Raw genomic sequence first — 22,088 nt, forward strand, 5'->3', positions numbered from 1 at the left:
CATGCCAGCCACCTCATCAGGAACAACTGCTACGCATCCAATGATTATGGTTGACATCAAAGTGTTGACTTTAATGATGACGACCATAATCATTGTGCTTGTGGTTTCTGACTCTAAGGACGCTCGATGCAAAGGCCTGTACCTGGGACTGCCGAATGTGTAGATGCCCCCGATTCGACTGAACTGCCTGCTGGTCAGTCATGTGTTGAGGCCGGGGAGAAGGTTACCCCCAGGGACGTGGCCGAGGACGCCGCAGGCGCGGGCGGCCTGATCTCCATACGAGGACACCCACCTTTCAAATGGAAAGGACTCATGCTCGAGCAGTGACGCTCGTGGGAAATGGATGCCCTGCCTCAGGGCGTCAATTTGTCCAGGATCTGCTCACGGCACACGCTGAGCACTTCATCAGCAAGTGGTGAGTCGTCCGGACAAGCGCGAGACAGGATCAAGGCGCCGAGGGCGTGTGCGAAGGTATCGATGATTTCCGCACGGCTTGCTTTCGGCCCGTCATCCTTGCCCTGTAAAACCTCCAGCAACTTTTCAATCCCAGCCTCGTAAGCTGCTTTGATCTCAACAGACTGTCGAGCTGCGTCTCCGCCCAGTGCTGCTAGCGTGCAACCTTTCCCTCTCTCATCGCGGTGCTCGCGGGACAGGTAGAACTTGACGATGTCGGCGAGCTCGATGCCCTGCATTTGCTCGACCGTCATGTTGATTCCGCAAATCGCGGATTCACCTATCAAATCCGCCTTGGATTTGAAGTGCTTGTAAAACCCGCCGTGAGTGAAGCCGGCAGCTCCCATGAGGTCTGCAACACCTACGCCGTCGTAGCCGCGCTCACGGAATATCGTGGAGGACGTTTCCACGATATGGGCCCGGTTAGCTTGTGCCTGGGCCTTAGTGACCTTCATCTCTCTGCTCTCTTCGCTATCAAGCCAACCAATATCATACATTGATGACGTTCATAATCAAAGTTGTTGACTGAAATGATGATGATCATCATCATTAGCTCATGGCTTCCACTGAGAGAGCAAAACATCATGAGCTATACCCATCTCACCGTTCCGACCCGCACAGTAGAAGTAGGCGGCGACACCTTCACCTACCGTCGCTGGGGCAATCCTTCTGGTGTTCCCCTGGTCTTCATCGCCCACTTCCGTGGCGGGCTCGATCACTGGGATCCGATCATCACTGATGGTCTGGCTGCGGGACGAGAAGTGATCCTGCTGAACGGTAGGGGTGTAGCGTCGTCGTCGGGTACTCCGGCCACGACCATTGAGCAAATGGCGGATGACATTGCAGCAGCCATTAAGGCCCTGGGGCTGAGCAAGGTCGACCTGCTGGGCTTCTCCATAGGTGGTCTGCAGGTTCAGGAGGTGGCTCTTCGTCACCCTGAGTTGGTACGCAAGCTTTTGCTGCTCGGCACCGGTCTGCGCGGTGGTGATCCAACCATGGCTGAGGGTGTGAGGGAAGCCGCTTCGAACCCCGTTCCGACCATCGAAAACTTCCTGTTCCTCTTCTTCGGTCGTTCGGAAGCAGCCAAGAAGGCGGGCCTGGCGTTCTGGGAGCGCCGCAACCAGCGCGCCGATCAAGACACCCCTAGCTCGATTGATGTCGCCATGGCTCAAGGCGCTGCTTTTGCAGCCTATGTCCAATCGGCACAGGGCGAGAACCGCTTCTCTTACCTCAACGAGCTCAAGCAGCCCACCTTGGTAGTCAATGGCGTCGACGACGTCATGATCCCTTCGATCAATTCGTGGAGCCTGGTGCAGAACATCCCGAATGCCCAGCTGCTGATCTATCCGGACTCCGGTCACGCCGCTCATTTCCAGTACCCCGAGCGCTTCCTGAAACACGCTCTCCAATTCTTGGAAGAGTAAGGCCACTCCCACCTGGGCTGCTGGGGGCGCGTAAGCGTCTTCAACAGCCGTGTGTTTGAAACCTAATTTGTGATATCGGAATGTTGAGAATGACTGAGAAATCCGTATTTGAGCCCTACACCCTTGGGGCAATCACCCTTTCCAACCGTATCGTGATGGCGCCGCTGACGCGCAACCGAGCGGAGGAGGGCCTGCTGCCGAGCCAGTTCGCCGCTACCTACTACAGCCAGCGCGCTTCTGCAGGGTTGTTGATTACTGAAGCTACCCAAGTTTCAAAGCAAGCTCAGGGCTACCAGAACACGCCCGGCATCTTCACCCAAGAACAGGTGAACGCTTGGCGCGAAGTGACCGATGCCGTCCATGCTGAGGGTGGTCGTATCTTCCTTCAGATCTGGCACGTTGGCCGGGTATCACACGTCGTTTACCAGGACGGTCAACCGCCTGTAGCACCTTCTGCAATTCGAGCTGCTACCAAGGTCTCCGTGAACAACGAACTCGTGGATGTCTCCGAGCCTCGTGCGCTTCGTATCGAAGAACTCCCAGGCATTGTCGAAGACTTCCGAAAGTCTGCAGCTAACGCCATCAAGGCCGGCTTCGATGGGGTCGAGATCCATGCAGCCAACGGCTACCTGCTGGATCAGTTCCTGAAAGATAGCGCGAACAAACGTACCGACGCTTATGGTGGTTCGGTCGCCAACCGGGCACGGCTCGTTCTGGAAATTGCCCTGGCGGTGGCATCAGAAATTGGAGCTGAGCGGACGGGCATCCGCATTTCGCCTGTCTCCCCGTTCAATGATGTTTCCAGCACCAACGCTCAAGAACAGTACGACTACTTAGTCGACAAGCTCAATGAGCTTGGCCTTGTGTACCTCCACGTTATTGAAGGCGTAGCGGGTGGCCCACGTGATATTGCTCCGTTCGATTACGCCAGCCTACGCAAGCGATTCACCAACACAGTGATGGTCAACAACGGCTATGACGTGGAGCTGGCTTCCTCTCAATTGGCAGCAGGGCAAGCAGATCTGTTTGCGATTGGTCGGCCCTTTATCGCAAACCCTGACTTGGTCGAGCGATTGAACTCCGGTGCTGCGTTGGCAAGCTTCGACCCCGCGACACTCTACGGCGGCGGTGCAGCGGGTTACATCGATTATCCCGCATTGGAAAACGCTTAAGCCCAGCGCGTCCATCTTCAATTCGAGATCATTGATATGACCCAGTACATCGCCGCACCCAACCAGACCCTCGAGATCGATGGTGTTGCCTTCGCTTACCGTGAGCTCGGGCGCAAAGGTGGCGTTCCCCTCATCCTCCTAAATCATTGGGGAGCCGTTCTCGACAACTTCGATCCACGCATCGTCGACGAGCTGGCTAAGCATCACCATGTAATCGCTACGGACTATCGCGGCATTGGTTTGTCTGGTGGTGTCGCGCCGCTCACCGTCGCAGAAATGGCGCGCGATTCCGTGGCGCTGATCAAGGCACTGGGCTTCGACAAGGTCGACCTCTTCGGCTTCTCGTTGGGTGGCTTCGTTGCTCAGGAGATCGCGATCACCCAGCCGGGCCTCGTGCGCAAACTGATCCTGACCGGCACCGGCCCTGCCGGGGGCAAGGACATTGACCAAGTCGCCGTGGTTTCCATGCCGCTGATCCAGAAGGCGATGTCCGAAGGAATTGATCCGAAGACCTATCTCTTCTTCACGTCGAGCGAGGCGAGCCAGCAGGCTGCTAGTGCTTTTCTGAATGCCATGCTTGAACGCCAGAGCGACCGCGATGTTCCTGTCACTCAGGAAGTCTTCGGTCGCCAGCTTCAAGCCATTCAGGCTTGGGGGCAGCAAGCTCCACAGGACTTGTCTAGCCTGGATATTCCGGTGCTTATCGCCAACGGCGACCAAGACATCATGGTTCCGTCCGCACTTAGCAGCGATATGGCAGAGCGCATTTCTGGCTCTACGCTGGTTATCTACGAGGATGCTGGTCACGGCGGAATTTTCCAGAACCATGCTGACTTTTCTGCGAAAGCTCTGGCATTTCTTCGTGACTAAGACAACCGCTGACAGGAGTCGGACAAATGAGTCAGCCTACTGCAATCGTGTTCGGTGTTGGCACTACCCGAGGTGTCGGTGGAGCGGTCTGTAAGCGTTTTGCCCAAGAGGGGTATCACGTCATTGTCACAGGCCGAACCTTGGAAAAGATCGAGGAAGTCGTTGCAGATATTCGGCGTTCCGGCATCGGGAGCGCCGAAGCGTTGCAGACTGATGTCACCGTCGAAGGGCAAGTCATCGCAGCGTTTGACCTTGCGATGTCTCCAGGCGCGGGCCGAGCCCCTGCTGACGTCGTGGTCTTCAACGCGGGCAATAACGCCTTGATCGATTTCACTCAGCTCACGGCCAGCCAGTTCGAGGACTTTTGGCGAGTAGGCTGCTACGCCGGCTTCCTCGTTGGCAGAGAAGCAGCCAGGCGGCTGGTTCCTCTTGGCCGAGGCACCGTGATTTTTACCGGTGCTTCTGGAAGCTTGAGGGGCAAGCCTGGCTTTGCCCACTTTGCCGCCGCCAAGGCGGGATTGCGAATGATTTCCCAGAGCATGGCACGCGAGTATGGGCCTAAGGGCATTCATGTTGCTCACGTCGTGATCGATGGCGGCATCCTGGGTGACCGACTGCGAAATGCCGCCCCGGCCAGGGTGGAGAGCATCGGGGAAGAAGGGCTGTTGGGATACGAGGCGATTGCTGAGAACTACTGGACGTTGCATCGCCAGCCACGATCCGCCTGGACTCAAGAACTCGACCTCAGGCCGTTCAAAGAAAGCTGGTAATTCTTGTTTTATGTTTATGTCCAGACCGTAGAGCGACTTAGAAGGCGTTTTCCGGCTCGATGACAAATATCAAAGAGTAATTGGAGTTTTATTGATATGAGAGCTTTGACTTTTAAGCGCTACGGAAAATCTCCTGATATCGGATTTATGGAAGTCGCTAAGCCTTCGGTAAAGCCGGACGAGCTTCTGGTTGATGTTTATGCGGTAGGGCTAAATCCTGTTGATAACATGATTCCTACTGGGATTTTCAAGGAAGTTCTGAAGTTTGAGATGCCCGGCACCATGGGCAGCGACGTTGCGGGTGTCGTTGTAGGTGTGGGCAGTGCCGTCACGAAATTCAAGGTTGGCGACCAAGTGTTTGCCAGCGTATTCGACCTCGGCGTGGGCACCCTTGCTGAATTTGTAGCTGTGCCGGAGTTTGCAGCTGCCCATAAGCCAGAGAGCCTGAGCTATGTTCAAGCAGCTTCTGTCCCTATGGTCGGCCTGACGTCATGGCAAGCGCTGAGAGAGCGCGGCAATCTGGAGTCCGGTCAGAAGATATTCATTCCTGCAGGGTCGGGTGGTATTGGTACTTTCGCTATTCAGCTTGCAAAATACATCGGCGCTAAAGTCGCAACAACTACCAGTGCTGCAAACTCTTACCTAGTACGTAGCTTGGGGGCTGATGAGGTAATCGACTACAAAGCGCAGAAATTTGAGAATGTTTTGACTTCCTATGATTTGGTTCTGGGTACTGTCAGAGGCGATGAAGTTGAACGGTCTGTAAGTGTTCTTAAATCTGGTGGTAAAATCGTCTCTCTTATCGGCCCGTTAGACAAGGCATTCGCTGAAAAGCGTGGGATGAATTTTATCTTCAAAGTAGTCTTTTCTCTAATGAGCAGGAAGATCAAAAGCCTTGCCAAAAGGCACGGGGTAAGTTATTCGTTTTTGTTTGTTCGCCCCGATGGTGCTCAACTTCAAGAAATCGCTGATATTATCAGCGCCGGCTCAATCAAGCCGGTCATCGATAAGGTATTCTCGTTCGAAGACGCTAAGGAGGCGCTCGCGTATCTGGCGCAGGGGCGAGCGAGAGGCAAGGTTGTTGTCCAGATGAAGTGAGTGAAGCGACCAGGAGCCCTCAGGGTGGCGTCAGCCCAAGCCAGAAGCGGATCGCACCCTTTCTTAGGACTCGGTACGTGAAGCACAAAGGGGAGCGAAAGCTCCCCTTTTTTATGGCTGCAGTTTAGTCCAGGTGCGGTTTGTTCAGCCGTTCTGCCCTGGTAGTTATTCGGCATTCAAGAAGCATACGAACGCAGTAGCCATCGCGCCCACGAGCACGACCCCAAGCACCGTATACGGGGGAAGCAGCTACAGTAAAGGAATGCTGTAGCTGATGATGAGACGATTTTCGTCAGTGCCTCGGGCGAAGTCAGAGCGATAGCTCGCATTCCTCCAACGGATCCCCAGGTTCTTCAGCGCGCCACTCTGGAATACATACTGGATTTCGGTATTTCGCTCCCACTCGTTGCCGGTGGTATTACCAACGAGCTCGACATCACGACCTTTCACGTAACGAGACATGAAGGTTAGGCCTGGCACTCCCACTGTGGCGAAATTGAAGTCGTACCGAAGCTGCCAAGACTTCTCTTTAGCGCCGGCGAAGTCGTTGATTTGGACGAAGTTAATCAAGTAGGGGTCGGTGCCGTCAATGTAAGGGAAGGCGGTGTCTCCAGACATCTGCTGATAGCCGACGCCAAAGCCGTGGCCTTTGAGATTGTACGTGACCATGCCGTTGGCTGATCTGTTGTCGACTTTTCCTGCTGCTGAGCTGCCGCTGTCTCTACTGATGGCAAGTCGAAGGTCTGCCTTCAACTGGCCCGCAGGCAAGGGAACAGATCCAACAAGCCCGAAGAAGTGCTGGGTGTAAATATCTTCGAGTGAACCGAACTGATACGAGCCGACAAGGTTTTTGGAGAAGGTGTAATCAAAACCTGCCACGTCGAAATGATCAGCTGAAATGCCGGCCTGAAAGCGGCGGTTCTTGTTGTTCAGCACTAGGTCTTGAGCGGCCGTCTGGTCGCGATCAGTGACTTTTGTGAGACGACCCGCCACGACATCAAAGGACTCGATGTCTCCAATGCTCAACAATCCACCTCTGAAGGTCTGCGGGAAGATGCGCCCATTGTTGGCTTTAACGGTAGGCATGTCCGGGATCAGTGTCCCTACCTCAAGTAGGCTTTCAGAGAAACGTGCTTTCGCTGTCAATCCAAGCTTGGAGTATTCGTCTGGAGCTCTTCCATCATCATGCACTGGCAGAAGCCCAGTGCCTGTCCGGTCGGGGCTGGAGTCCAGCTTCAGGCCGAGCATCCCAATGGCATCAATTCCGAAGCCTACAGGGCCAGGCGTGAAACCTGACTTGGCATCGAAATTGAAACCTTGGGCCCATTCATCGCGCTTGTTCTGGCCTGCTCCATCTCGAAAGTCTCGATTCAAATAGAAATTCTTCGTTTGCAGAGAGACCTTGGAATCCTCTATGAAGCCCTCCGCCAGTACGGGAGTGGCAAGATTGCTGAGACCTAGCAAGGTGCAGACCGGGATTGCATTATGTGCCTTCATGATTACTCCAGGCGTTGTCTGCGCGCACAAGAGATGAGCACGCAGAAACAGCCAAATTGTTTTTGTTGGTTGGAGTTACGCGGTATTACTACTGTGTTGTGTGTGTTTCGGTTGCAGCAGACTTGGATTTTTTGATCAGTACTCCGACCGCGATCACGATCAGTGCTCCAGCGGCGCTGGCTGCGTAATGCGTGACCTCGGCAGGGAATGGGATTCTTGGCTGGAGCCAAATATCACTCACCAACATGCCACCCGATATCCAGCCGAGCAGCCCTGCACCAAGGATGATGACTTGAGGGAATTTATCCATCAGGGCAAGAACCAGGCGGCTACCCCAGACGATGATGGGGATGCTGATCAAGACGCCGAGCGAGACGAGCAATAGATCCCCACCAGCAGCCCCAGCCAGAGCCAGGACGTTGTCCAGCGACATCACCACGTCGGCGACGATGATGGTCTTGATCGCGGTGACCAGGCTGACACCACCGTTAATTGCGCCATGATCATCGTCTTCCGGCTTGAGCAACTTGATGCCAATCCAGATCAGCAAGATTGCGCCGACGATCTTCAGTCCAGGTAGGGACAGCAGTTGGATTGCGAAGAACAGCAATGCAATCCGCAAAAGTATTGCGCCGGCAACACCAGCCAGAATGGCTTTGTTACGCAGTTGAATTGGTAGGTTTCGACACGCCAGAGCAATGATGACAGCGTTGTCGCCCCCGAGGAGGATGTCGATTGCAACGATCTGCATCAGTGCCGACCAGGTGATCGATTCAAAAAGCCACTGCACATCTCTCTCCAAAATAGTGAGGTGGCCGGGGGTTGCCCCCCGTCACCAAGGTTCACTTGCGCCCGGCGTTCGTGGCTCCGAGCAGCTCACCAGAAAGGTCAAACGACCGTTATAGCTACCGACCTTCTTGTGGAAGGCCGTAGTCGCAATATGGCTTCATGAGTGAAGCCAATTGCTTCAAGCACAGGTGAGCTGGCCCCCCTGTGCGTTGCGCGGCTGAGGAAGATCCTCAGTTGAGGACGTCGATGGTTCCAATGGCGATAGCCGCCACGAACATCACCAGACATGTACCGATGCTCCAGCCGATGGACGCTCGCTGGTTGTCGCCGTAGTCTAGGTCGAGCAGTCCACAGAGCAGGTAGGTCGAGGCAACCAGGGGGCTGAGCAGATGGACTGGCTGCCCGATAAGGCCGGCGATGGCCATCTCTTTCGCGCCAATGCCGTAATGGCTAGCGGTCTCGGCCAATATAGGGAGAATCCCAAAGTAGAAAGCGTCATTGGTCAGCACGTAGGTGAAAGGCATGCTGAGAAATGCTGTGATGACCGACATGAAATGGCCGGCGGATTCAGGGATCACATGGATCAAGCTCTCCGAGATCGCTTTGATCATTCCGGTGCCAGACATGATCCCGACAAAGATGCCCGCTGCGAAGATCAGCAGGGTTACCGCCATGACGTTATCGGCGTATTTACCGATCACTTCTTTTTGGTCTTTGACGCTCGGGAAGTTCACCAATACGCCCAGGCCGAAGGCAAGCATGAACAGAATCGGGAGAGGCATGATGCTGAGCATCATCATGGTGATCAGCGTAATTGTGAGCACACTGTTAAACAGGAAGCGCCAGTCAGTCAGCTTGAATTCGGTGAAGTGGCTCATGACCTCATCGTGATCGAGCTCTACAACGCCCAGGCGACGGCGCTCTCTGGTGCCCAAGTAGAATGCAGAGAAAATCACCCAGCCGGCGCCCGCGATCATGAGCGGCAGCATTTCAAGGAAGAGTTCAGTGATATCTACGTGCATGGCACTCGCTGCACGAGAGAAAGGCCCTGCCCATGGGAGAATGTTCATCACCCCATTGGTCAGCAACAGAACCGTCGCCAGCACTTGAAGGCTCATCCCAGTGCGTCGGTACAGAGGGAGTAGCGCAGCAGTGGTGATGATGTACGTTGTTGCGCCATCGCCATCCAGCCCTACGCAGATGCCGAGCACTGCTGTACCGATGACAATCTTCAGCGGATCGCCTTTCACACATTTCAAAATCAGCTTGATCAAAGGATTGAACAAGCCTGCATCGGTCATCATGCAGAAGTAGAGAATCGCGAACGTCAGCATGATGCCGGTCGGGGCCAGCATCTTCACGCCATCGAACATCATCGGGCCGAGCTGGGTTGCGAAGCCACCCAGGCTGGCAAATGCGACCGGCACCAAGATGAGGGCAACCAGTGGTGACAGGCGTTTGCTCATGACGAGGTACATGAAGCAGACGATCATTGTGTAGCTCAAGAGTGTGAGCATTTTGCCCTCTTATTATCTGTTTTGTATGAGTTGGAGGGTTCGCTGGGCCTTTTTGGGGCCGAGCGAAACCCGTGCGCCATTTGCACAGGGCTTCAGCACGTATTCGTTAGGCTGGAGCGTGCGAGAACATGCACTTCCCTTTGTGGCCGGGATCAGCCCTCAAGATGTGTCCTGTTGATGAGTCGGTGATGTACAAGCCGCGATTCCCCTCACCGCCAAAAGCGAGGTTGGTCAGCGTGCGCCCTTCTGTGCATGACTTGAATCGATAGAGCGGTACAGCGTGGGAGTCGAATGCCCAAACGCATCCATTGCCAGCATCGCAGACGTACAGGTTTCCTGAGTCGTCCAGCGCCATACCGTCTGCGCCACTTACGCCCCCGGCCATGGAGGTAAAGACGCCTACCTTGGAGGTAGTGCCGTCGGCTTGAAGAGGAAGTCGCCAGACCGCATTGCCACGGGTCATGGCCACAAGAAGAGCTTTCTCATGTAGATCCATCACCAGACCATTAGGACTAGGGCCGTTATCCAGCAAGCAATCCAGGCGTTGCTGCTCCAGGTCGTAGCGGAATACGCGTCCCGTTGGATCGTGCATGCCTGTCTGACCTTGGTCGGTGAAGTAGAGGTGCCCTTGTTGGTCAAAGAAAAGATCATTTACACCCTTGAAGCTCTCACTCCGACGATGCGTCAGAAAGGGTTCGATTCGCTTGCTGATTGGGTCGAGAACGAGGATTCCGTTCTTGTAATCCGCAATGAAAATCCGACCATCCCGATGAATCTTCAAGCCGTTAGGCCAGCCGTCATACTCGACCACCAGCTCCCAGTCGCCCTCTGGAGAGACGCGGAAAATCCGGCCATACGGAATGTCCGTGACATAGAGATTGCCCGCCTGATCGAAGGACGGCCCTTCCAGGAAGCTAGCAACTTGCTGGCCTGGTTTGTTGGCTCTGACCCAGTCGGAATCGCCGTCTCGCCAAAACTCTTTCGGCAATTTGCTGAAGACCTCTGTTGGCCGTTCTTCTGGTGGGGCATACAGGCTCATGGCAAATCTCCATGTGAAAACAGGCGCACCAACGAAAACGCTCAAACGGCAGGTGTTTGAGTTAGTACCGTCAGTGTATGTCGCCAGCAGGATCTTATTTTCTCGAGCTATGTTCTATCTAGCAGAACGTCGGTGCTCTTGGTAGAACACTTTCTAAGCTAATTCCCATCCTGTCAAGTGTCCTAAGACAAGCGACTCCGTTCTCTTGCATCAAGCCCAGGCGCTCTCCCACCGTTCATCGTCGCTCTCATTGACAGGTGCGAAATTGTGGGTAGATACTAAAACAGAACGTAATTCTGCCTGACAGAACAATCATAAAAAACAGCGCTTCACCCTGCAGCTGCAATGCATGAATGTTCGGGCAGGCTCTCCCCAGCAACAGGAGAACCTCCGTGAAAGAACCGACAGAAATCGACATCCTCGTCAGCGAGGTCGGGCCTAGGGACGGCTTGCAGAGCGTCAAGGCCACCATGCCTACTGAGCTGAAACTGGAGTGGATTTCGGCTCTGGCAAACGCTGGCTTGAAAGAAATCGAAGTAGGCTCGTTTGTATCCCCGAAGCTGCTGCCGCAGATGGCCGATACTGCACAGGTCGTTGCCCATGCCTTGACCCTGCCGAATCTTTTCGTCACTGCGCTAGTGCCGAATTTGAAGGGCGCGGAGGCAGCCTTCAACGCAGGTATCCATAAGATCACTCTGCCCATCTCCGTGAGCGAGCAGCACTCCATCTCGAATATCCGCAAGACACATGCTCAGGTCTTCGATGAAGTTCAAGCGGTCGTTGCCCTGCGCAATGAGCGATTCCCGCGTGTGCAGATCGAGGCAGGCTTGTCGACGGCGTTCGGATGCACCCTCCAAGGTGTCGTTACTGATGACGAGACAATTGCAATTGCCCTGAAGATGGCGGAGTTGGGCGTCGATGAGGTCGGTTTGTCCGACACCGTTGGTTACGCCAATCCAACCCAGGTACGTCGACTCTTCACTCGACTGTTCCAGGAACTCGGCGCCCTCGCTGGCAGTGCTCACTTCCATAACACCCGTGGCCAAGGCCTAGCCAACGTAGTCGCTGCGCTAGAAGCGGGTGTGAAGACGTTCGATGGTTCTCAAGGTGGTCTGGGCGGCTGCCCATACGCGCCAGGTGCATCGGGCAACATCGTCACAGAAGACCTGGTGTATCTCCTTGAGTCCATGGGGCTGAAAACCGGCGTCGACATTGATCGCTTGGTTGCCGCTCGTGAAGTGCTTCTCCGTGGTCTCCCTGGAGAGCCTGTATACGGCTTCATCCCTGATGCCGGCGTTGGCAAGAATTTCACCTATGCGAAGGAGGCCGTATGAGCCAGCACGAAGAAAAGTCTCTGCCACTGGCTGGTATCCGAGTCGTCGAGTTTGTCCACATGGTGATGGGCCCGACCTCTGGTCTTCTTCTCGCTGATCTTGGCGCTGAAGTCATCAAGGTGGAGCCTGTACCAGAAGGAGATAACACTCGCCGACTGATGGGCTCCGGTGCCGGCTACTGGATGACCTACAACCGCAACAAAAAGAGCTTTGCTGTAGACATCAAGTCTGAAGAAGGCATGGCCGCAGTCAAAAAGTTGATTGCTACGGCTGATGTTGTGACCGAGAACTTCCGGCCAGGTGCTATGGAGAAACTGGGCCTCGGCTACGAGCAAGTGAAGGCAATCAAGTCCGACATCATCTACAGCTCGATGAAGGGCTTTTTGCCAGGCCCTTATGAAAAGCGCACGGCGCTGGACGAGGTTGTCCAGATGATGACCGGCTTGGCCTACATGACAGGGCCTGTGGGACGCCCACTGCGTGCCGGCGCCTCCGTCAATGACGTGATGGGCGGCATGTTCAGCACTGTGTCGATTCTGGCGGCCCTGCTGCAGCGTAAAGAGACAGGCCGTGGCCAGTTCGTCCAGACAGGTCTGTTTGAAAACTCGGCCTTCCTGGTCGCTCAGCACATGATGCAGAAAGTCGTGACCGGGAAAGCAGCGGCGCCTATGCCAAGCCGAATTTCGGCATGGGCAATCTACGACGTCTTCGAAACTGCCGAGGAAGGTGAGCAGGTATTCATGGGCGTCGTCAGCGACTCACAGTGGGTATCGTTCTGCCAGGCATTCGACTTCCCAGAGCTTGGTGGGGACGCCGAACTGATTCGAAACAATCAACGTGTTCAGGCTCGCGACCGAATCATTCCTTTGGTGCGGGAGCGCTTGTCTGGAATGGCCAAGCAGACTGTGATGGATCTCTGTGAGAAAGCAGGCCTGCCGTTCTCCCCTATCCAGCGTCCTGAGGACATGTTTGAGGACGAACACCTGAATCAATCTGGCGGAATGGCGAAATTGACTCTCCCTGATGGTGAACAAGTCAAGGTTCCAATGCTGCCATTTGAGATGGACGGGCAGCGTTTCGGCGCCCGACTCAACGTCCCCGATCTGGGCAGTCACTCAAAAGAGCTGCTGGCTGAACTTGGCTACGGCAACGACGAGATCGCCCAGCTTGAAGCCAGTGGCACGGTCAAATCAGCCTGATAACAGGTGTAGCGAGTCTCCTTGAGAGGCTCGCTTTCGATGAGTTTCAGATGTCCAGCTCGAAATGACTTTCGGGCGTAATCAGCAGCGATACAGGTACGGGACGTACCAAAGGCCTGCGCTCGCCGATGGCCCATCCAGCCACGGTATTCATAACAACAAAACCGAGGATACAGTCATGGCTAATGTCACGACCCCGGATACCCACTTGTCCATGCCGCAACCTGATGCCACAACCTCATTGCAGCAGCGTGCGATGAAGAAAGCAGCCTGGCGTTTAATTCCATTGCTCGCGCTGGCTTATTTCTTCAACTACCTGGATCGCACCAGCGTCGGTTACGCCGCCCTGCAGATGACCGACCAGCTCGGACTTACTGCAGCTCAGTTTGGCCTGGGCGCGGGGATCATGTTCGTGGGCTACTGTCTTTGCGAAGTCCCGAGCAACCTGGCCATGTATCGCTACGGTGCTCGGCTCTGGATGGCCCGTATCATGATCACCTGGGGGCTTGCAGCGGCAGCCACAGCATTGGTGATTGGCCCTTATAGTTTCTATGTTGTTCGCTTCCTTCTTGGGGTTGCAGAGGCCGGCTTCTTCCCAGGGGTAATTTTCTTCCTCACGCTGTGGTTCCCTGCCCAGTACCGCACTCGGGTGCTGGCTTGGTTCACGGTTGCAACGCCGATCTCATTCCTTGTGGGTGGCCCGCTTTCTATCTACCTGTTGCAAATGCATGGTGCATGGGGGCTCGCGGGTTGGCAGTGGATGTTCATCATTGAAGGCTTACCAGCTTGCGTCCTTGGACTCATTACCCTGAAGGTGCTTGCCAACCGTCCTAGTGAGGCCAAGTGGCTCACTCAAGAAGAGAAGGACGCTCTTACCGGCATGTTGGACAAGGAAAAGTCGAGCACCCAAAAAAGCCACGGCTTCGCTGCAGCCCTCAAAGACCCTCGAGTCTGGATTCTCAGCTCCATCACCTTCAGCTTCACTATCGGCACTTACGGTATCGGTATCTGGCTGCCTCAGATGCTGAAAGCGCAGGGCGTTGAAATAAGCCTGATCGGATGGGTCGCTGCAGTACCTTACTTCTTCTCCACTATTGGTCTGTTGTTCTGGGCCAAGCATGTCGACCGGAGCGGACGTGGGATCCTGAACCTGATCATTGCGCTGGTATTGGCCGGTCTTGCATTGATCTTCGCGCTGAACATGAACGCTCTGATTCCAGCACTGGCAGGGATCACCCTGGCCTTGGTGGGTACGATTTCGGCGAAAACGATTTTCTACACGTTGCCGGCAAAGTTCCTGAGTGGGCAAGCTGCTGCTGGGGGTATTGCTCTCATCAACTCTATCGGAGCATTCGGCGGGTTTGTAGGGCCTTATCTGATGGGCTTCCTGAAGGACTACACCCAGTCCTTCACGGCGGGGCTGATGGTCATGGGATGCATCCTGTTTTTCGCCGCCGTTATGGCATTGTCTCTGCGACTGTTCATGCGTGATGCTTGATGCTGGTTAAGTAGAACGGTGTTCTGGACAATGGACTAGCTGCTAACCGTACTCACAGGTAAGGTATCAGCCATCTGAACGGCCCCTTCAAGGGGCCGCTTTTTCACGATAGTGCCGAGAAGAAGTCTGATGTCGCCAAAAAATGACCCTGTGGTAGCCGAAGCTTCCAAGAACAATGACGGAGGGGTGGCGGCGGTTGATCGAGCCTTTGCCATTCTCGGGGCGTTCGAGCCCGACCGAAGCAGCCTTCCCTTGGCTGAAATCGCTCGTCGTACTGGCCTGTACAAAAGCACCATACTTCGCCTCATGAGCTCCCTGGAGAGGGCTGGCTTTATCAGGCGCCTAGCTGATGGACAGTACACGGTGGGTCACGAGCCCTTGCGGTTGGCTCAGATTTACCAGGCTTCGTTCAGGCTGCGAGATACGATCTATCCGGTGCTTGAGGCACTGACTGAAGAGAGCGGAGAGACCTCTTCGTTCTACGTGATCGAAAACGATATCCGGGTGGTGCTGTTCCGAGTTGAACCCAAACGAGCAGTGCGTTTCAGCATCCACGAGGGTGATCGATTCCCCCTGCATGCTGGAGCTTCTGGAAAAATCCTCAGGGCATTCGGCCCGCCAGCAGACCGCGCTTTAGCTGAGATACGGGAGCAGTTCTGGGCCACCTCGTTTGGTGAGCGTGACCCAGATACATCATCGATCTCGGCTCCTGTATTCGGTATTGGCAATGAGTTTAAAGGCGCACTTACGCTGTCTGGCCCATCCGAGCGTTTCAACAAGGATCAGCTCCAAGCGGCCCGACTGCTTTTGCTAAGGCGAGCGGCTCAAGCCACCAGTTTGCTTGGTGGCAATAATCGCGAGCTTCTCATTGCACTGGAATTAAACGAGAGCAAGTAAGTTGGATAGGGTCAATTCTGCGTCAGGCGGATTATCTGCCTGGCGAAGAAAGCCCCGGTCAGAATTACACCGAAGAGCCGAAGCGTCTGCATCGCTAGCACCATGCCGACATCGGCATGTGTCTCTACCGCGATAATGGCCATGGCATCCAGCCCACCTGGGCTAGTCGCCAAGTACATCGAAAGAAAATCAGTGCCTGTCGCATAGGCTAAAAGCCAGGCGCAGCACGCGCAGAGCATGATCAGTATGACTGCACCCAGAATCATCGCTGGCAAGTGCTTAAAGACGTACCGCACGGTAACGCGGTCGAAGCGAAGTCCGATGTAGCAGCCAATGGCGCCATAGGCGATAGCGAGTAGCCAAGCTGGCATCGTGATGTCTAGCACTCCCGTCAGTTGCAATATGCCTCCGATCAGGAGCGGCATCAGCAGGGCTCCCGCTGGCATTTTCGTGCCTGCCGAAACGCCAAACAGAATTACTGCCAGGCTTAGCGAGACGTTGAAAAGGTCAGTGCCATGCAGCGCGTTATTCGATGATGCTACTTCCACGGGAATACTGGCCGCGCCAAGCATATGACTCACCAGCGAACCAATCATTACGACACAGACGACACGGACGTACTGCATGGTCGCCACGACTCGTGAATCAGCACCGTATTCTTCAGCCATGGAAACCATTGCAGAAGCTGCGCCTGGCGCTGTTCCCCATGCAGCAGTGCTTCCAGGAATGCCACCGTATCGAACGGTTCCAAGGCCCACTACGGCGCTTAAGACTACTGTGATCAATGTTGCGAGAAGCATGATGTGCCATGAGTGGGCCAACGAGATCAGAACTGACCAGGTCACGGAATGAGCTACCAGCAGACCAACGCAGCCTTGACCGAAGCGGAAGATGTGCCGATGCAAGCGCATCTGAGCCCCGCACACTCCGAACGTGATGGCGACAAGCATCGGCCCTAGAAACAATCCGGCTGGTACTGCTAACGCGTGAAGACCCTGCCCAACCGCTCCGGCGGTGCCTGTTAGTGAGATCCACTTGAGGGTAAGGGAGCGCAGGGCTGTGGCGGATTTTGAGGTTTGCAACGAGCTGTATCTCCAGGCAATAGCTCCACGTAGGGACATTCCGCAGGTGGCAGCAAAAATTATCGACGCCTGAACTGATCAAGTCTATTTTCTACTTTCGATAAACCTATAACTGAAATTCATGAATCATGGACTTTCGTGACCTGGCGTATTTCGAAACCATCGCCGAAACGGGGCATCTCGGACGAGCCGCTGAGAAGCTCAACCGATCACAGCCGGCGTTGAGTAAAAGCATTCAACGCTTGGAGGAGTCTCTCGGTGCCCGGCTTTTTCAGCGAGACGGCAGAAGGATCAAGCTGACCGATGTAGGTGAGCTATTGCTTGCCAGGGGCAAGCAGCTGCGAATCAACATTGCAGAAACCGAACGAGAAGTCCGGGATTATGCCAATGGCCTGGTAGGCAACATCCGACTGGGGTGTGCGGCGAGCATGGCCGAGTATTTGCTGCCACAGTTGGCGGAAGAGCTGTTGAATAGGGCGCCGAAGCTGACCCTCAAGCTATCCATTGGCCAGGATGATGTCTTGAGGGAGTCCCTCAGGGCTGGGCGTCTGGATGCAATTATCTGCCCCCTTGTCACTAACGATCCGGAATTCAAGATCTACCCAGTGCTCCAGGATGAAGCGGTGGTCGTCGCCAGCGCTGACCATCCAATTTTCTCGACGCCGTTTGATCAGCATGAGCTGTGTCGTTACCAGTGGGTGCTGCCGGGGCCAACCGTTACGGCTAGGCGCTGGATAGACAACGCCTTCATTTCACGGCAGCTTCCACCGCCAAGCGTCCAAATCGAAACCAATTCGATTTCACTGTTACCCCGCTTGATTGCTCGTACCCAACTCCTGAGTTTTCTTGCTCGTGAGACTCTCGAGTTTGGCCAAGGAATGTCTCGACTGAGAGAGGTTCCGCTGATCGAAACAACTATGAAGCGGACTGTTGCGGTGTCTGTGAGAGCGGAAGGCTATCTGCCTTCTGCTGCCGCCGCATTGGTTGAGCTTCTGCGAGAAAAAGGTGGCGTATTCATGCAGGAGGGAGGTAATTGAGAAATTGCACACCCTCAAGACGATGAGAGTCTGTGCGCAAAAGAAAGCCCGCTGCTAGGCGGGCAAGATCTATCACACGTAGGGATAGCTAACGCTCCCATACTGCATGTGAAAAAGCCGTGAAGATTATTGGAAGCGACGGGCTATCAGCCACCGTTTGAGTGAATCCAAGATGTGTAAGCTGAAACAAGGCTCTGCGGAATGCTTGGTAAACTCTGCTCAAGCTCGGCCAATCTTGATGGACTAGGCGAAGGCAGTGAGTACGTACCTGTCGACACTATGACATCGGCATCTCCATTGAACAGACCAGTACGGCTCGCATGCGCAAGTTCCTAGCGAGTTTGATGCAATTACGCCGAGATTCGGATCGAGCGATTTGTTAAGCTCACCTTTGAAAAATAGTCTCTAGGGCGAAAAAATGTCAAAGGAATTGAAGCTGTTACTGAACCTCGAGGATTCGGGGCATAGCGATGAAATTGGCGGTTTTCTGGCCGATGCTGAGCATCTAGAGTGCATGGTTGCCTTCGCAAAACTCTCTGCCAAAGACACGTTCTTGACTCCGTTCAAACAAGCGATTGCTCGTGGTATGACAGCTCGCGTGGCGATTGGCCTGAGCTTGTTTGTGACCGATCCGGCGATGTTGAATGGACTGCTTGAGCTACAGAAAAAAAATAAGAAAAGCATGCAGTTCTATATCAGCAATACAGATTACACCTTTCATCCAAAAGTGTATGGAGTGCGTGGGCCGAAAGGATGCCGAGTCATCGTAGGTTCGGCGAACCTTACTGCTGGTGGTCTTTGCAATAATTATGAGGCATCGGTGGTAGCTAGCGACCCTCAAGGTAACTTAATGGCATCTATTCAAGAGCATTTGGATAGTTTGATCAACGACGGGACACTTGTTCTGGCAACACAGGCAGGCATTGACCATTACGCAAAGCTCCATGCTATTCACGAGGCTTGGCGTAAAATGGCGAAAAGGCGTGCGGGTCAGATCAGTCGGGGTGAAATACGTAGTTTAGATGTGTTGGCAGTCCGGCTAGCAGATATGAAGGCAGATGCGTCTGTTGATGGGTTTACAGCTCAGCGGACGCAGCGAGCACGTGCTCGGCGCATGGCCAGGCAACGTATTAAAGGCATCGCAGAGTTAGGTAAGGTGTCGAGCGGCGACTTCTCTGACGCATATGACAGTTTGCTTAGGTGCTTTCATTCTGGGGGGTTACATCGCGGCAAGGGTATCGTATCCAGAAACGCAAGGCGTTTTGTCAGTGCACTTGCAGATGTATTGAGGCTGAAGAAAGCAACTCCGGGCGAAGCATTCGAATTGTTACACAATCATTTCGTGAATATAGATCGTGCCGGAATCAACGTGCTAACAGAGATATTGCACGCTCTGGATAATAAGCGGTACGCGGTTATGAATCAGAACGCGGTAAGTGGAATGATGGTTGCTGGTTACAATCAATACCCACTAAGTACGTTGAAGTCGAATGTGTCACCAGCGCTGTATGAAGAGTTTTGTCGCGATGTTAAAAGGGTGCAGACTGATTTGGGGCTAAAAAACTTCTCCGAGATAGACGCTCTATTTAATTACGTGTACTGGTTGGAAGGGTAGTGTTTGTTTCATGAGCTTCGGGGCGAGCGTCTGGCCTTGCTCCTCTAGTCAGTCGGGCTAACTTTTCGCGCAGGGTGAAGCGTTGGGGCAGGTGGGTGCATGAATAGCCAAGAACGACGTGGCTAAAGCTCGATGAGCCCAACCCGGCGAAGCAGGAAATTTGCTGCAGCAGAATGTTTGGGCAGCGGCTGACAGATCTCTCCATCAAGGAAACTGTCTCAACCTACGCCTCACGTGCCGCTGAAAAGCCTTAGGCCCCAGAGTCGTTGTGTTGCGCATTCGGATTCAGCATCCGCACAGGCATGGGCGCGCAAGAACGGCGAGGCAATGATTAGGTCAGGAGTGTTCGCATGGGAATTTGCGACCATCTGGGCCTGCTCCAGGCCTTTTGCCGTCAAGGTATGCTTGCGTGATCCCTGGTGGGTTAACCAGCGTTGGCGGCGCTCTCGCCGTGGGGTATCAGCCTGACGTTCTTCATCGACTATCCTTTCCTGGCTCACGTTGCTTGGATTGCGCCATGCTGGCATGGCATCGAGTGGGATAGCCATGGCGAAAGGGAGAGATCGTGAAAAGAGATCTGAGCAAGGTGCTCATGCCCGACCACCACCTGTACACCGAGGCTGTGGAGGCGCTCAAGGTCTACCATCAGGCCGAAGCTGATGGGGTCGTGGGGATGGAGCTGGAGCGTCTGCGGTTGATGGCCGAGCATCGCTTTCAAGCCGTCACTGATTATCAGCTTCGAGCCCTGGGTGGGCCGGCAGAGAAAGGCCATCGAGCCGTTGGCTGATCACGTCCTACCTATCAGCTATTCAAGGCTTTCTGCACGTCGTCGACCGTACCGATCCAGTGACGGCCATTGTCGCGTGGACTGAAGCCCAACCTTTCGGCGAACGCTGATGCGTTGGCATTGGCAGGCTCGATGGCCAGGTAGCGATAGCCGAATTGGTGGGCGTACCGGTCGACCTCCACGTCCACAACAACATGCCCGAGCACCTCAGGCAATCCATCAAGCGTGAGATGGTTAATCATCCCTTGGCAGTGCTTGCCACGTGTTTTTCTAGAGCATTTGCGGCTCGATCACCGGACTGAGTGTCCACACGGTCACTCAAAGTTTGACAGAGATGGCGTAGCTGCGGAATCGTGACTCCTGTATTTGTGCTGATTCGCATGTGTGCCTGAAGCTGTGGCTCGACTCCCGCAAGCGCGGAAAGCATTCCCACTGTGGCCAGCTCACGCGTCTTCCAATCCAAGGTGTCTCGTTCGAATATGTCACCAAACAGGTGAGTGCGGAGGTATTGGTTAGCTATCGGGGCAAAATCGAACAGGGGCCCCTCAACCGGTGAACCCGACAACTTCGTCTGGTTAGCGGTACCTGCGGCCAGCAGAGCGTCACCCTGAGGTATTGGACGGCTAGGTTCGCGACCTGGATCGTCAACGATGCCGCGCTGTTTGCGTGATTCCAGCACCTGCATCAGCTCCGTCAGCGCGTTGAGAGATCGGGGGAAGCCGGCATAGGCGTAGAGTTGTACAAGTACCTCACGCAGTTCGCTGACCGTTAGTTTCAAATCCAAGGCCTGATCCAGAGCAGTATTCAAGCGGGGCAAGTCACCAATGGCAGCAAGCGCGGCTGCGACGACAACCGCTTGTTGTTCCTCGCTCAGCAACTTGGAATTTGATTGGGATGAAATGGGGTGGCTCATGACATTGCGCGTTCCGATTGGATCAGACGAGGCCATCTCCGTAGCACCTAGTCCAATCATGAATGTGGTTGCTATCCCGGCATTGATCCACTTACTGAGCATGCGGCCCGCTGTATTGTTCATCGGTCACTTTCTCCATCCAGTGGACATTTTTACCTTCAGCTGTCGCTGTAACAGCAAGGTGCGTCATGCTCGTTGTGGGGGCAGCTCCATGCCAATGCTTAATGCCTGGAGGGCACCACACGACATCCCCAGGACGAACCTCCTGGATAAAGCCGCCCCATTGTTGAGTCAGGCCTACCCCCGAAGTGACCACCAGCCGCTGGCCAGCAGGATGGGTATGCCATGCAGAACGTGCCCCCGGCTCGAATGTCACGAAGCTTCCCGAGGCGCTAATACCCGAGTCCGCAGGCCACACCGGATCAATCCTCACGGCACCGGTGAAGAATTGAGAGGGGCCAACCATAGAGGCCTGTTTACCCGCTCTGGTTATTTCCTGTTGGCGGGATGAGGAATTTTCAGCTGCTTCGCTCGATGCGAGTTGCAACGCAGAGAGGCATATCGCAGCTGTGATGGGGTGAGCATTCATGTTGGAAACCCTCATGGTCAGAGATCTTGGGTAGCACGTGATCTCAGCTCAGCCTTTTTCCACCGGGCCACTCAGGAAGACATCGTCAGTCACTGGCTCCAGCCAATCTACGGCCCTCCCATCCATATATTCATTGATCGCGACATGCTGCATAGCCGTAGTATCCGTCGCGCCATGCCAATGTCGGAGTCCGCAGTTGCACCAGATCAGATCGCCTGCGCGGATCTCGGTCTTCGGGCCATCTTCACACTGCGTCCAGCCCACCCCATCGGTAACTAGCAAGGCTTGTCCCAAAGGATGAGTGTGCCAGTGGGTACGAGCACCTGGCTCGAAGTTGACCACTGCAACGCCAACTCGAGCGGGGGCAGGCGCTGTGAAGACGCGGTCGATGCGTACTCGCCCCGTGAACCATTCGGCAGGCCCTTGGATCGCATTGGCCGAGCCTGCACGGTGGATTTGCGTGGCCACGCTGGAAAGGTTGTTGGCCGCCATGTTGTTTTAACCTCTC

General features: G+C 54.7%; 22 protein-coding genes and 2 pseudogenes. 13 read left to right on the forward strand and 11 right to left on the reverse strand.

The features are described 5' to 3' along the window. Window positions 1–353: 353 nt before the first annotated feature. On the reverse strand, window positions 354–908 hold the full coding sequence (locus tag ACLCGK_RS19800; protein WP_343598588.1) for a TetR/AcrR family transcriptional regulator: 555 nt from the start codon (window positions 906–908) through the stop codon (window positions 354–356). A gap of 75 nt (window positions 909–983) precedes the next feature. Here ACLCGK_RS19800 and ACLCGK_RS19805 point away from each other — a divergent pair, with 75 nt between their 5' ends. The 5 genes from ACLCGK_RS19805 (at window position 984) to ACLCGK_RS19825 (ending at window position 5,787) form a co-directional block, all read left to right on the forward strand. Continuing rightward, window positions 984–1,877 (forward strand): alpha/beta fold hydrolase, encoded by an 894-nt coding sequence (locus tag ACLCGK_RS19805; protein WP_410952732.1) that lies wholly within the window; start codon window positions 984–986, stop codon window positions 1,875–1,877. An 89-nt stretch (window positions 1,878–1,966) separates the two neighbouring features. Beyond that, entirely contained in the window at window positions 1,967–3,049 is a 1,083-nt protein-coding gene (locus ACLCGK_RS19810) for an alkene reductase (RefSeq protein WP_343598560.1), read from the forward strand. Between the two features lie 36 nt (window positions 3,050–3,085). Beyond that, window positions 3,086–3,919 (forward strand): alpha/beta fold hydrolase, encoded by an 834-nt coding sequence (locus ACLCGK_RS19815; RefSeq protein WP_410952733.1) that lies wholly within the window; start codon window positions 3,086–3,088, stop codon window positions 3,917–3,919. A gap of 26 nt (window positions 3,920–3,945) precedes the next feature. After that, entirely contained in the window at window positions 3,946–4,689 is a 744-nt protein-coding gene (locus tag ACLCGK_RS19820) for an SDR family NAD(P)-dependent oxidoreductase (protein WP_343598558.1), read from the forward strand. Window positions 4,690–4,785: 96 nt separating this feature from the next. Continuing rightward, entirely contained in the window at window positions 4,786–5,787 is a 1,002-nt protein-coding gene (locus tag ACLCGK_RS19825; protein ID WP_343598557.1) for an NADP-dependent oxidoreductase, read from the forward strand. Window positions 5,788–6,036: 249 nt separating this feature from the next. Here the strand turns inward: ACLCGK_RS19825 and ACLCGK_RS19830 are convergent, their stop codons facing one another. The 4 genes from ACLCGK_RS19830 to ACLCGK_RS19845 all read right to left on the reverse strand — a co-directional run bounded on the left by ACLCGK_RS19830 (window position 6,037) and on the right by ACLCGK_RS19845 (window position 10,629). Beyond that, a complete protein-coding gene (locus ACLCGK_RS19830; protein ID WP_343598556.1) occupies window positions 6,037–7,284 on the reverse strand; it encodes an OprD family porin in 1,248 nt (415 codons plus the stop codon). An 88-nt stretch (window positions 7,285–7,372) separates the two neighbouring features. After that, entirely contained in the window at window positions 7,373–8,035 is a 663-nt protein-coding gene (locus tag ACLCGK_RS19835; RefSeq protein WP_343598587.1) for a TerC family protein, read from the reverse strand. A gap of 268 nt (window positions 8,036–8,303) precedes the next feature. Beyond that, window positions 8,304–9,590, reverse strand: coding sequence for a citrate:proton symporter (locus ACLCGK_RS19840; RefSeq protein ID WP_343598555.1), 1,287 nt, complete (start codon window positions 9,588–9,590; stop codon window positions 8,304–8,306). A gap of 106 nt (window positions 9,591–9,696) precedes the next feature. After that, on the reverse strand, window positions 9,697–10,629 hold the full coding sequence (locus ACLCGK_RS19845; RefSeq protein WP_343598554.1) for an SMP-30/gluconolactonase/LRE family protein: 933 nt from the start codon (window positions 10,627–10,629) through the stop codon (window positions 9,697–9,699). A gap of 392 nt (window positions 10,630–11,021) precedes the next feature. Between ACLCGK_RS19845 and ACLCGK_RS19850 the strand changes: the two genes are divergently transcribed. The 4 genes from ACLCGK_RS19850 to ACLCGK_RS19865 all read left to right on the forward strand — a co-directional run bounded on the left by ACLCGK_RS19850 (window position 11,022) and on the right by ACLCGK_RS19865 (window position 15,557). Then, complete coding sequence (locus ACLCGK_RS19850; RefSeq protein WP_329603055.1) at window positions 11,022–11,963, forward strand: hydroxymethylglutaryl-CoA lyase; 942 nt, start codon at window positions 11,022–11,024, stop codon at window positions 11,961–11,963. After that, on the forward strand, window positions 11,960–13,162 hold the full coding sequence (locus ACLCGK_RS19855; protein ID WP_343598552.1) for a CaiB/BaiF CoA-transferase family protein: 1,203 nt from the start codon (window positions 11,960–11,962) through the stop codon (window positions 13,160–13,162). Before ACLCGK_RS19850 ends, ACLCGK_RS19855 begins: the two co-directional genes overlap by 4 nt. A 178-nt stretch (window positions 13,163–13,340) precedes the next feature. Further along, window positions 13,341–14,660, forward strand: coding sequence for an MFS transporter (locus ACLCGK_RS19860; protein ID WP_230380524.1), 1,320 nt, complete (start codon window positions 13,341–13,343; stop codon window positions 14,658–14,660). Between the two features lie 129 nt (window positions 14,661–14,789). Then, complete coding sequence (locus ACLCGK_RS19865) at window positions 14,790–15,557, forward strand: IclR family transcriptional regulator (protein WP_281869288.1); 768 nt, start codon at window positions 14,790–14,792, stop codon at window positions 15,555–15,557. Window positions 15,558–15,568: 11 nt separating this feature from the next. Here the strand turns inward: ACLCGK_RS19865 and ACLCGK_RS19870 are convergent, their stop codons facing one another. Further along, the gene (locus ACLCGK_RS19870; RefSeq protein WP_410952734.1) at window positions 15,569–16,678 is read right to left on the reverse strand and encodes an AbrB family transcriptional regulator; all 1,110 of its coding nucleotides are present in this window, start codon (window positions 16,676–16,678) and stop codon (window positions 15,569–15,571) included. A gap of 89 nt (window positions 16,679–16,767) precedes the next feature. Between ACLCGK_RS19870 and ACLCGK_RS19875 the strand changes: the two genes are divergently transcribed. The 3 genes and pseudogenes from ACLCGK_RS19875 to ACLCGK_RS19885 all read left to right on the forward strand — a co-directional run. Further along, window positions 16,768–17,676: a LysR family transcriptional regulator gene (locus tag ACLCGK_RS19875; protein ID WP_343598550.1), complete on the forward strand. Its 909-nt coding sequence runs from the start codon at window positions 16,768–16,770 to the stop codon at window positions 17,674–17,676. A 418-nt stretch (window positions 17,677–18,094) separates the two neighbouring features. Continuing rightward, a complete protein-coding gene (locus ACLCGK_RS19880; protein ID WP_196173082.1) occupies window positions 18,095–19,291 on the forward strand; it encodes a phospholipase D-like domain-containing protein in 1,197 nt (398 codons plus the stop codon). Between the two features lie 113 nt (window positions 19,292–19,404). Continuing rightward, a pseudogene (locus tag ACLCGK_RS19885) lies at window positions 19,405–19,542 on the forward strand (DNA polymerase V subunit UmuC); the annotation flags it as partial. Between the two features lie 36 nt (window positions 19,543–19,578). Here the strand turns inward: ACLCGK_RS19885 and ACLCGK_RS19890 are convergent. After that, window positions 19,579–19,769 (reverse strand): annotated as a pseudogene (locus ACLCGK_RS19890) (phosphoglycerate mutase family protein); the annotation flags it as partial. A gap of 87 nt (window positions 19,770–19,856) precedes the next feature. Between ACLCGK_RS19890 and ACLCGK_RS19895 the strand changes: the two are divergent. Further along, window positions 19,857–20,078: a hypothetical protein gene (locus ACLCGK_RS19895; RefSeq protein ID WP_410952735.1), complete on the forward strand. Its 222-nt coding sequence runs from the start codon at window positions 19,857–19,859 to the stop codon at window positions 20,076–20,078. A gap of 14 nt (window positions 20,079–20,092) precedes the next feature. On the opposite strand, the gene ACLCGK_RS19900 is transcribed toward ACLCGK_RS19895, so the two are convergent. The 4 genes from ACLCGK_RS19900 to ACLCGK_RS19915 are packed head-to-tail and all read right to left on the reverse strand — an operon-like array spanning window position 20,093 to window position 22,072. Continuing rightward, entirely contained in the window at window positions 20,093–20,320 is a 228-nt protein-coding gene (locus tag ACLCGK_RS19900; protein WP_155953453.1) for a hypothetical protein, read from the reverse strand. Further along, window positions 20,317–21,114, reverse strand: coding sequence for a carboxymuconolactone decarboxylase family protein (locus ACLCGK_RS19905; RefSeq protein ID WP_027615259.1), 798 nt, complete (start codon window positions 21,112–21,114; stop codon window positions 20,317–20,319). Before ACLCGK_RS19905 ends, ACLCGK_RS19900 begins: the two co-directional genes overlap by 4 nt. Then, window positions 21,083–21,595 (reverse strand): cupin domain-containing protein, encoded by a 513-nt coding sequence (locus tag ACLCGK_RS19910; protein WP_410952736.1) that lies wholly within the window; start codon window positions 21,593–21,595, stop codon window positions 21,083–21,085. Before ACLCGK_RS19910 ends, ACLCGK_RS19905 begins: the two co-directional genes overlap by 32 nt. 33 nt (window positions 21,596–21,628) lie before the next feature. Continuing rightward, on the reverse strand, window positions 21,629–22,072 hold the full coding sequence (locus ACLCGK_RS19915) for a cupin domain-containing protein (protein WP_027615258.1): 444 nt from the start codon (window positions 22,070–22,072) through the stop codon (window positions 21,629–21,631). Window positions 22,073–22,088: the final 16 nt, after the last annotated feature.

The sequence above is a fragment of the Pseudomonas sp. S1(2024) genome, assembly GCF_046557535.1.

Excerpts from the sequence above, each read along its gene's own strand:
- ACLCGK_RS19800 (WP_343598588.1), bottom strand. The coding sequence starts at position 908 with ATGAAGGTCACTAAGGCCCAGGCACAAGCTAACCGGGCCCATATCGTG.
- ACLCGK_RS19805 (WP_410952732.1), top strand. The coding sequence starts at position 984 with ATGATGATGATCATCATCATTAGCTCATGGCTTCCACTGAGAGAGCAA.
- ACLCGK_RS19810 (WP_343598560.1), top strand. The coding sequence starts at position 1,967 with ATGACTGAGAAATCCGTATTTGAGCCCTACACCCTTGGGGCAATCACC.
- ACLCGK_RS19815 (WP_410952733.1), top strand. The coding sequence starts at position 3,086 with ATGACCCAGTACATCGCCGCACCCAACCAGACCCTCGAGATCGATGGT.
- ACLCGK_RS19820 (WP_343598558.1), top strand. The coding sequence starts at position 3,946 with ATGAGTCAGCCTACTGCAATCGTGTTCGGTGTTGGCACTACCCGAGGT.
- ACLCGK_RS19825 (WP_343598557.1), top strand. The coding sequence starts at position 4,786 with ATGAGAGCTTTGACTTTTAAGCGCTACGGAAAATCTCCTGATATCGGA.
- ACLCGK_RS19830 (WP_343598556.1), bottom strand. The coding sequence starts at position 7,284 with ATGAAGGCACATAATGCAATCCCGGTCTGCACCTTGCTAGGTCTCAGC.
- ACLCGK_RS19835 (WP_343598587.1), bottom strand. The coding sequence starts at position 8,035 with ATGCAGATCGTTGCAATCGACATCCTCCTCGGGGGCGACAACGCTGTC.
- ACLCGK_RS19840 (WP_343598555.1), bottom strand. The coding sequence starts at position 9,590 with ATGCTCACACTCTTGAGCTACACAATGATCGTCTGCTTCATGTACCTC.
- ACLCGK_RS19845 (WP_343598554.1), bottom strand. The coding sequence starts at position 10,629 with ATGAGCCTGTATGCCCCACCAGAAGAACGGCCAACAGAGGTCTTCAGC.
- ACLCGK_RS19855 (WP_343598552.1), top strand. The coding sequence starts at position 11,960 with ATGAGCCAGCACGAAGAAAAGTCTCTGCCACTGGCTGGTATCCGAGTC.
- ACLCGK_RS19860 (WP_230380524.1), top strand. The coding sequence starts at position 13,341 with ATGGCTAATGTCACGACCCCGGATACCCACTTGTCCATGCCGCAACCT.
- ACLCGK_RS19865 (WP_281869288.1), top strand. The coding sequence starts at position 14,790 with ATGTCGCCAAAAAATGACCCTGTGGTAGCCGAAGCTTCCAAGAACAAT.
- ACLCGK_RS19870 (WP_410952734.1), bottom strand. The coding sequence starts at position 16,678 with ATGTCCCTACGTGGAGCTATTGCCTGGAGATACAGCTCGTTGCAAACC.
- ACLCGK_RS19875 (WP_343598550.1), top strand. The coding sequence starts at position 16,768 with ATGGACTTTCGTGACCTGGCGTATTTCGAAACCATCGCCGAAACGGGG.
- ACLCGK_RS19880 (WP_196173082.1), top strand. The coding sequence starts at position 18,095 with ATGTCAAAGGAATTGAAGCTGTTACTGAACCTCGAGGATTCGGGGCAT.
- ACLCGK_RS19900 (WP_155953453.1), bottom strand. The coding sequence starts at position 20,320 with ATGATTAACCATCTCACGCTTGATGGATTGCCTGAGGTGCTCGGGCAT.
- ACLCGK_RS19905 (WP_027615259.1), bottom strand. The coding sequence starts at position 21,114 with ATGAACAATACAGCGGGCCGCATGCTCAGTAAGTGGATCAATGCCGGG.
- ACLCGK_RS19910 (WP_410952736.1), bottom strand. The coding sequence starts at position 21,595 with ATGAGGGTTTCCAACATGAATGCTCACCCCATCACAGCTGCGATATGC.
- ACLCGK_RS19915 (WP_027615258.1), bottom strand. The coding sequence starts at position 22,072 with ATGGCGGCCAACAACCTTTCCAGCGTGGCCACGCAAATCCACCGTGCA.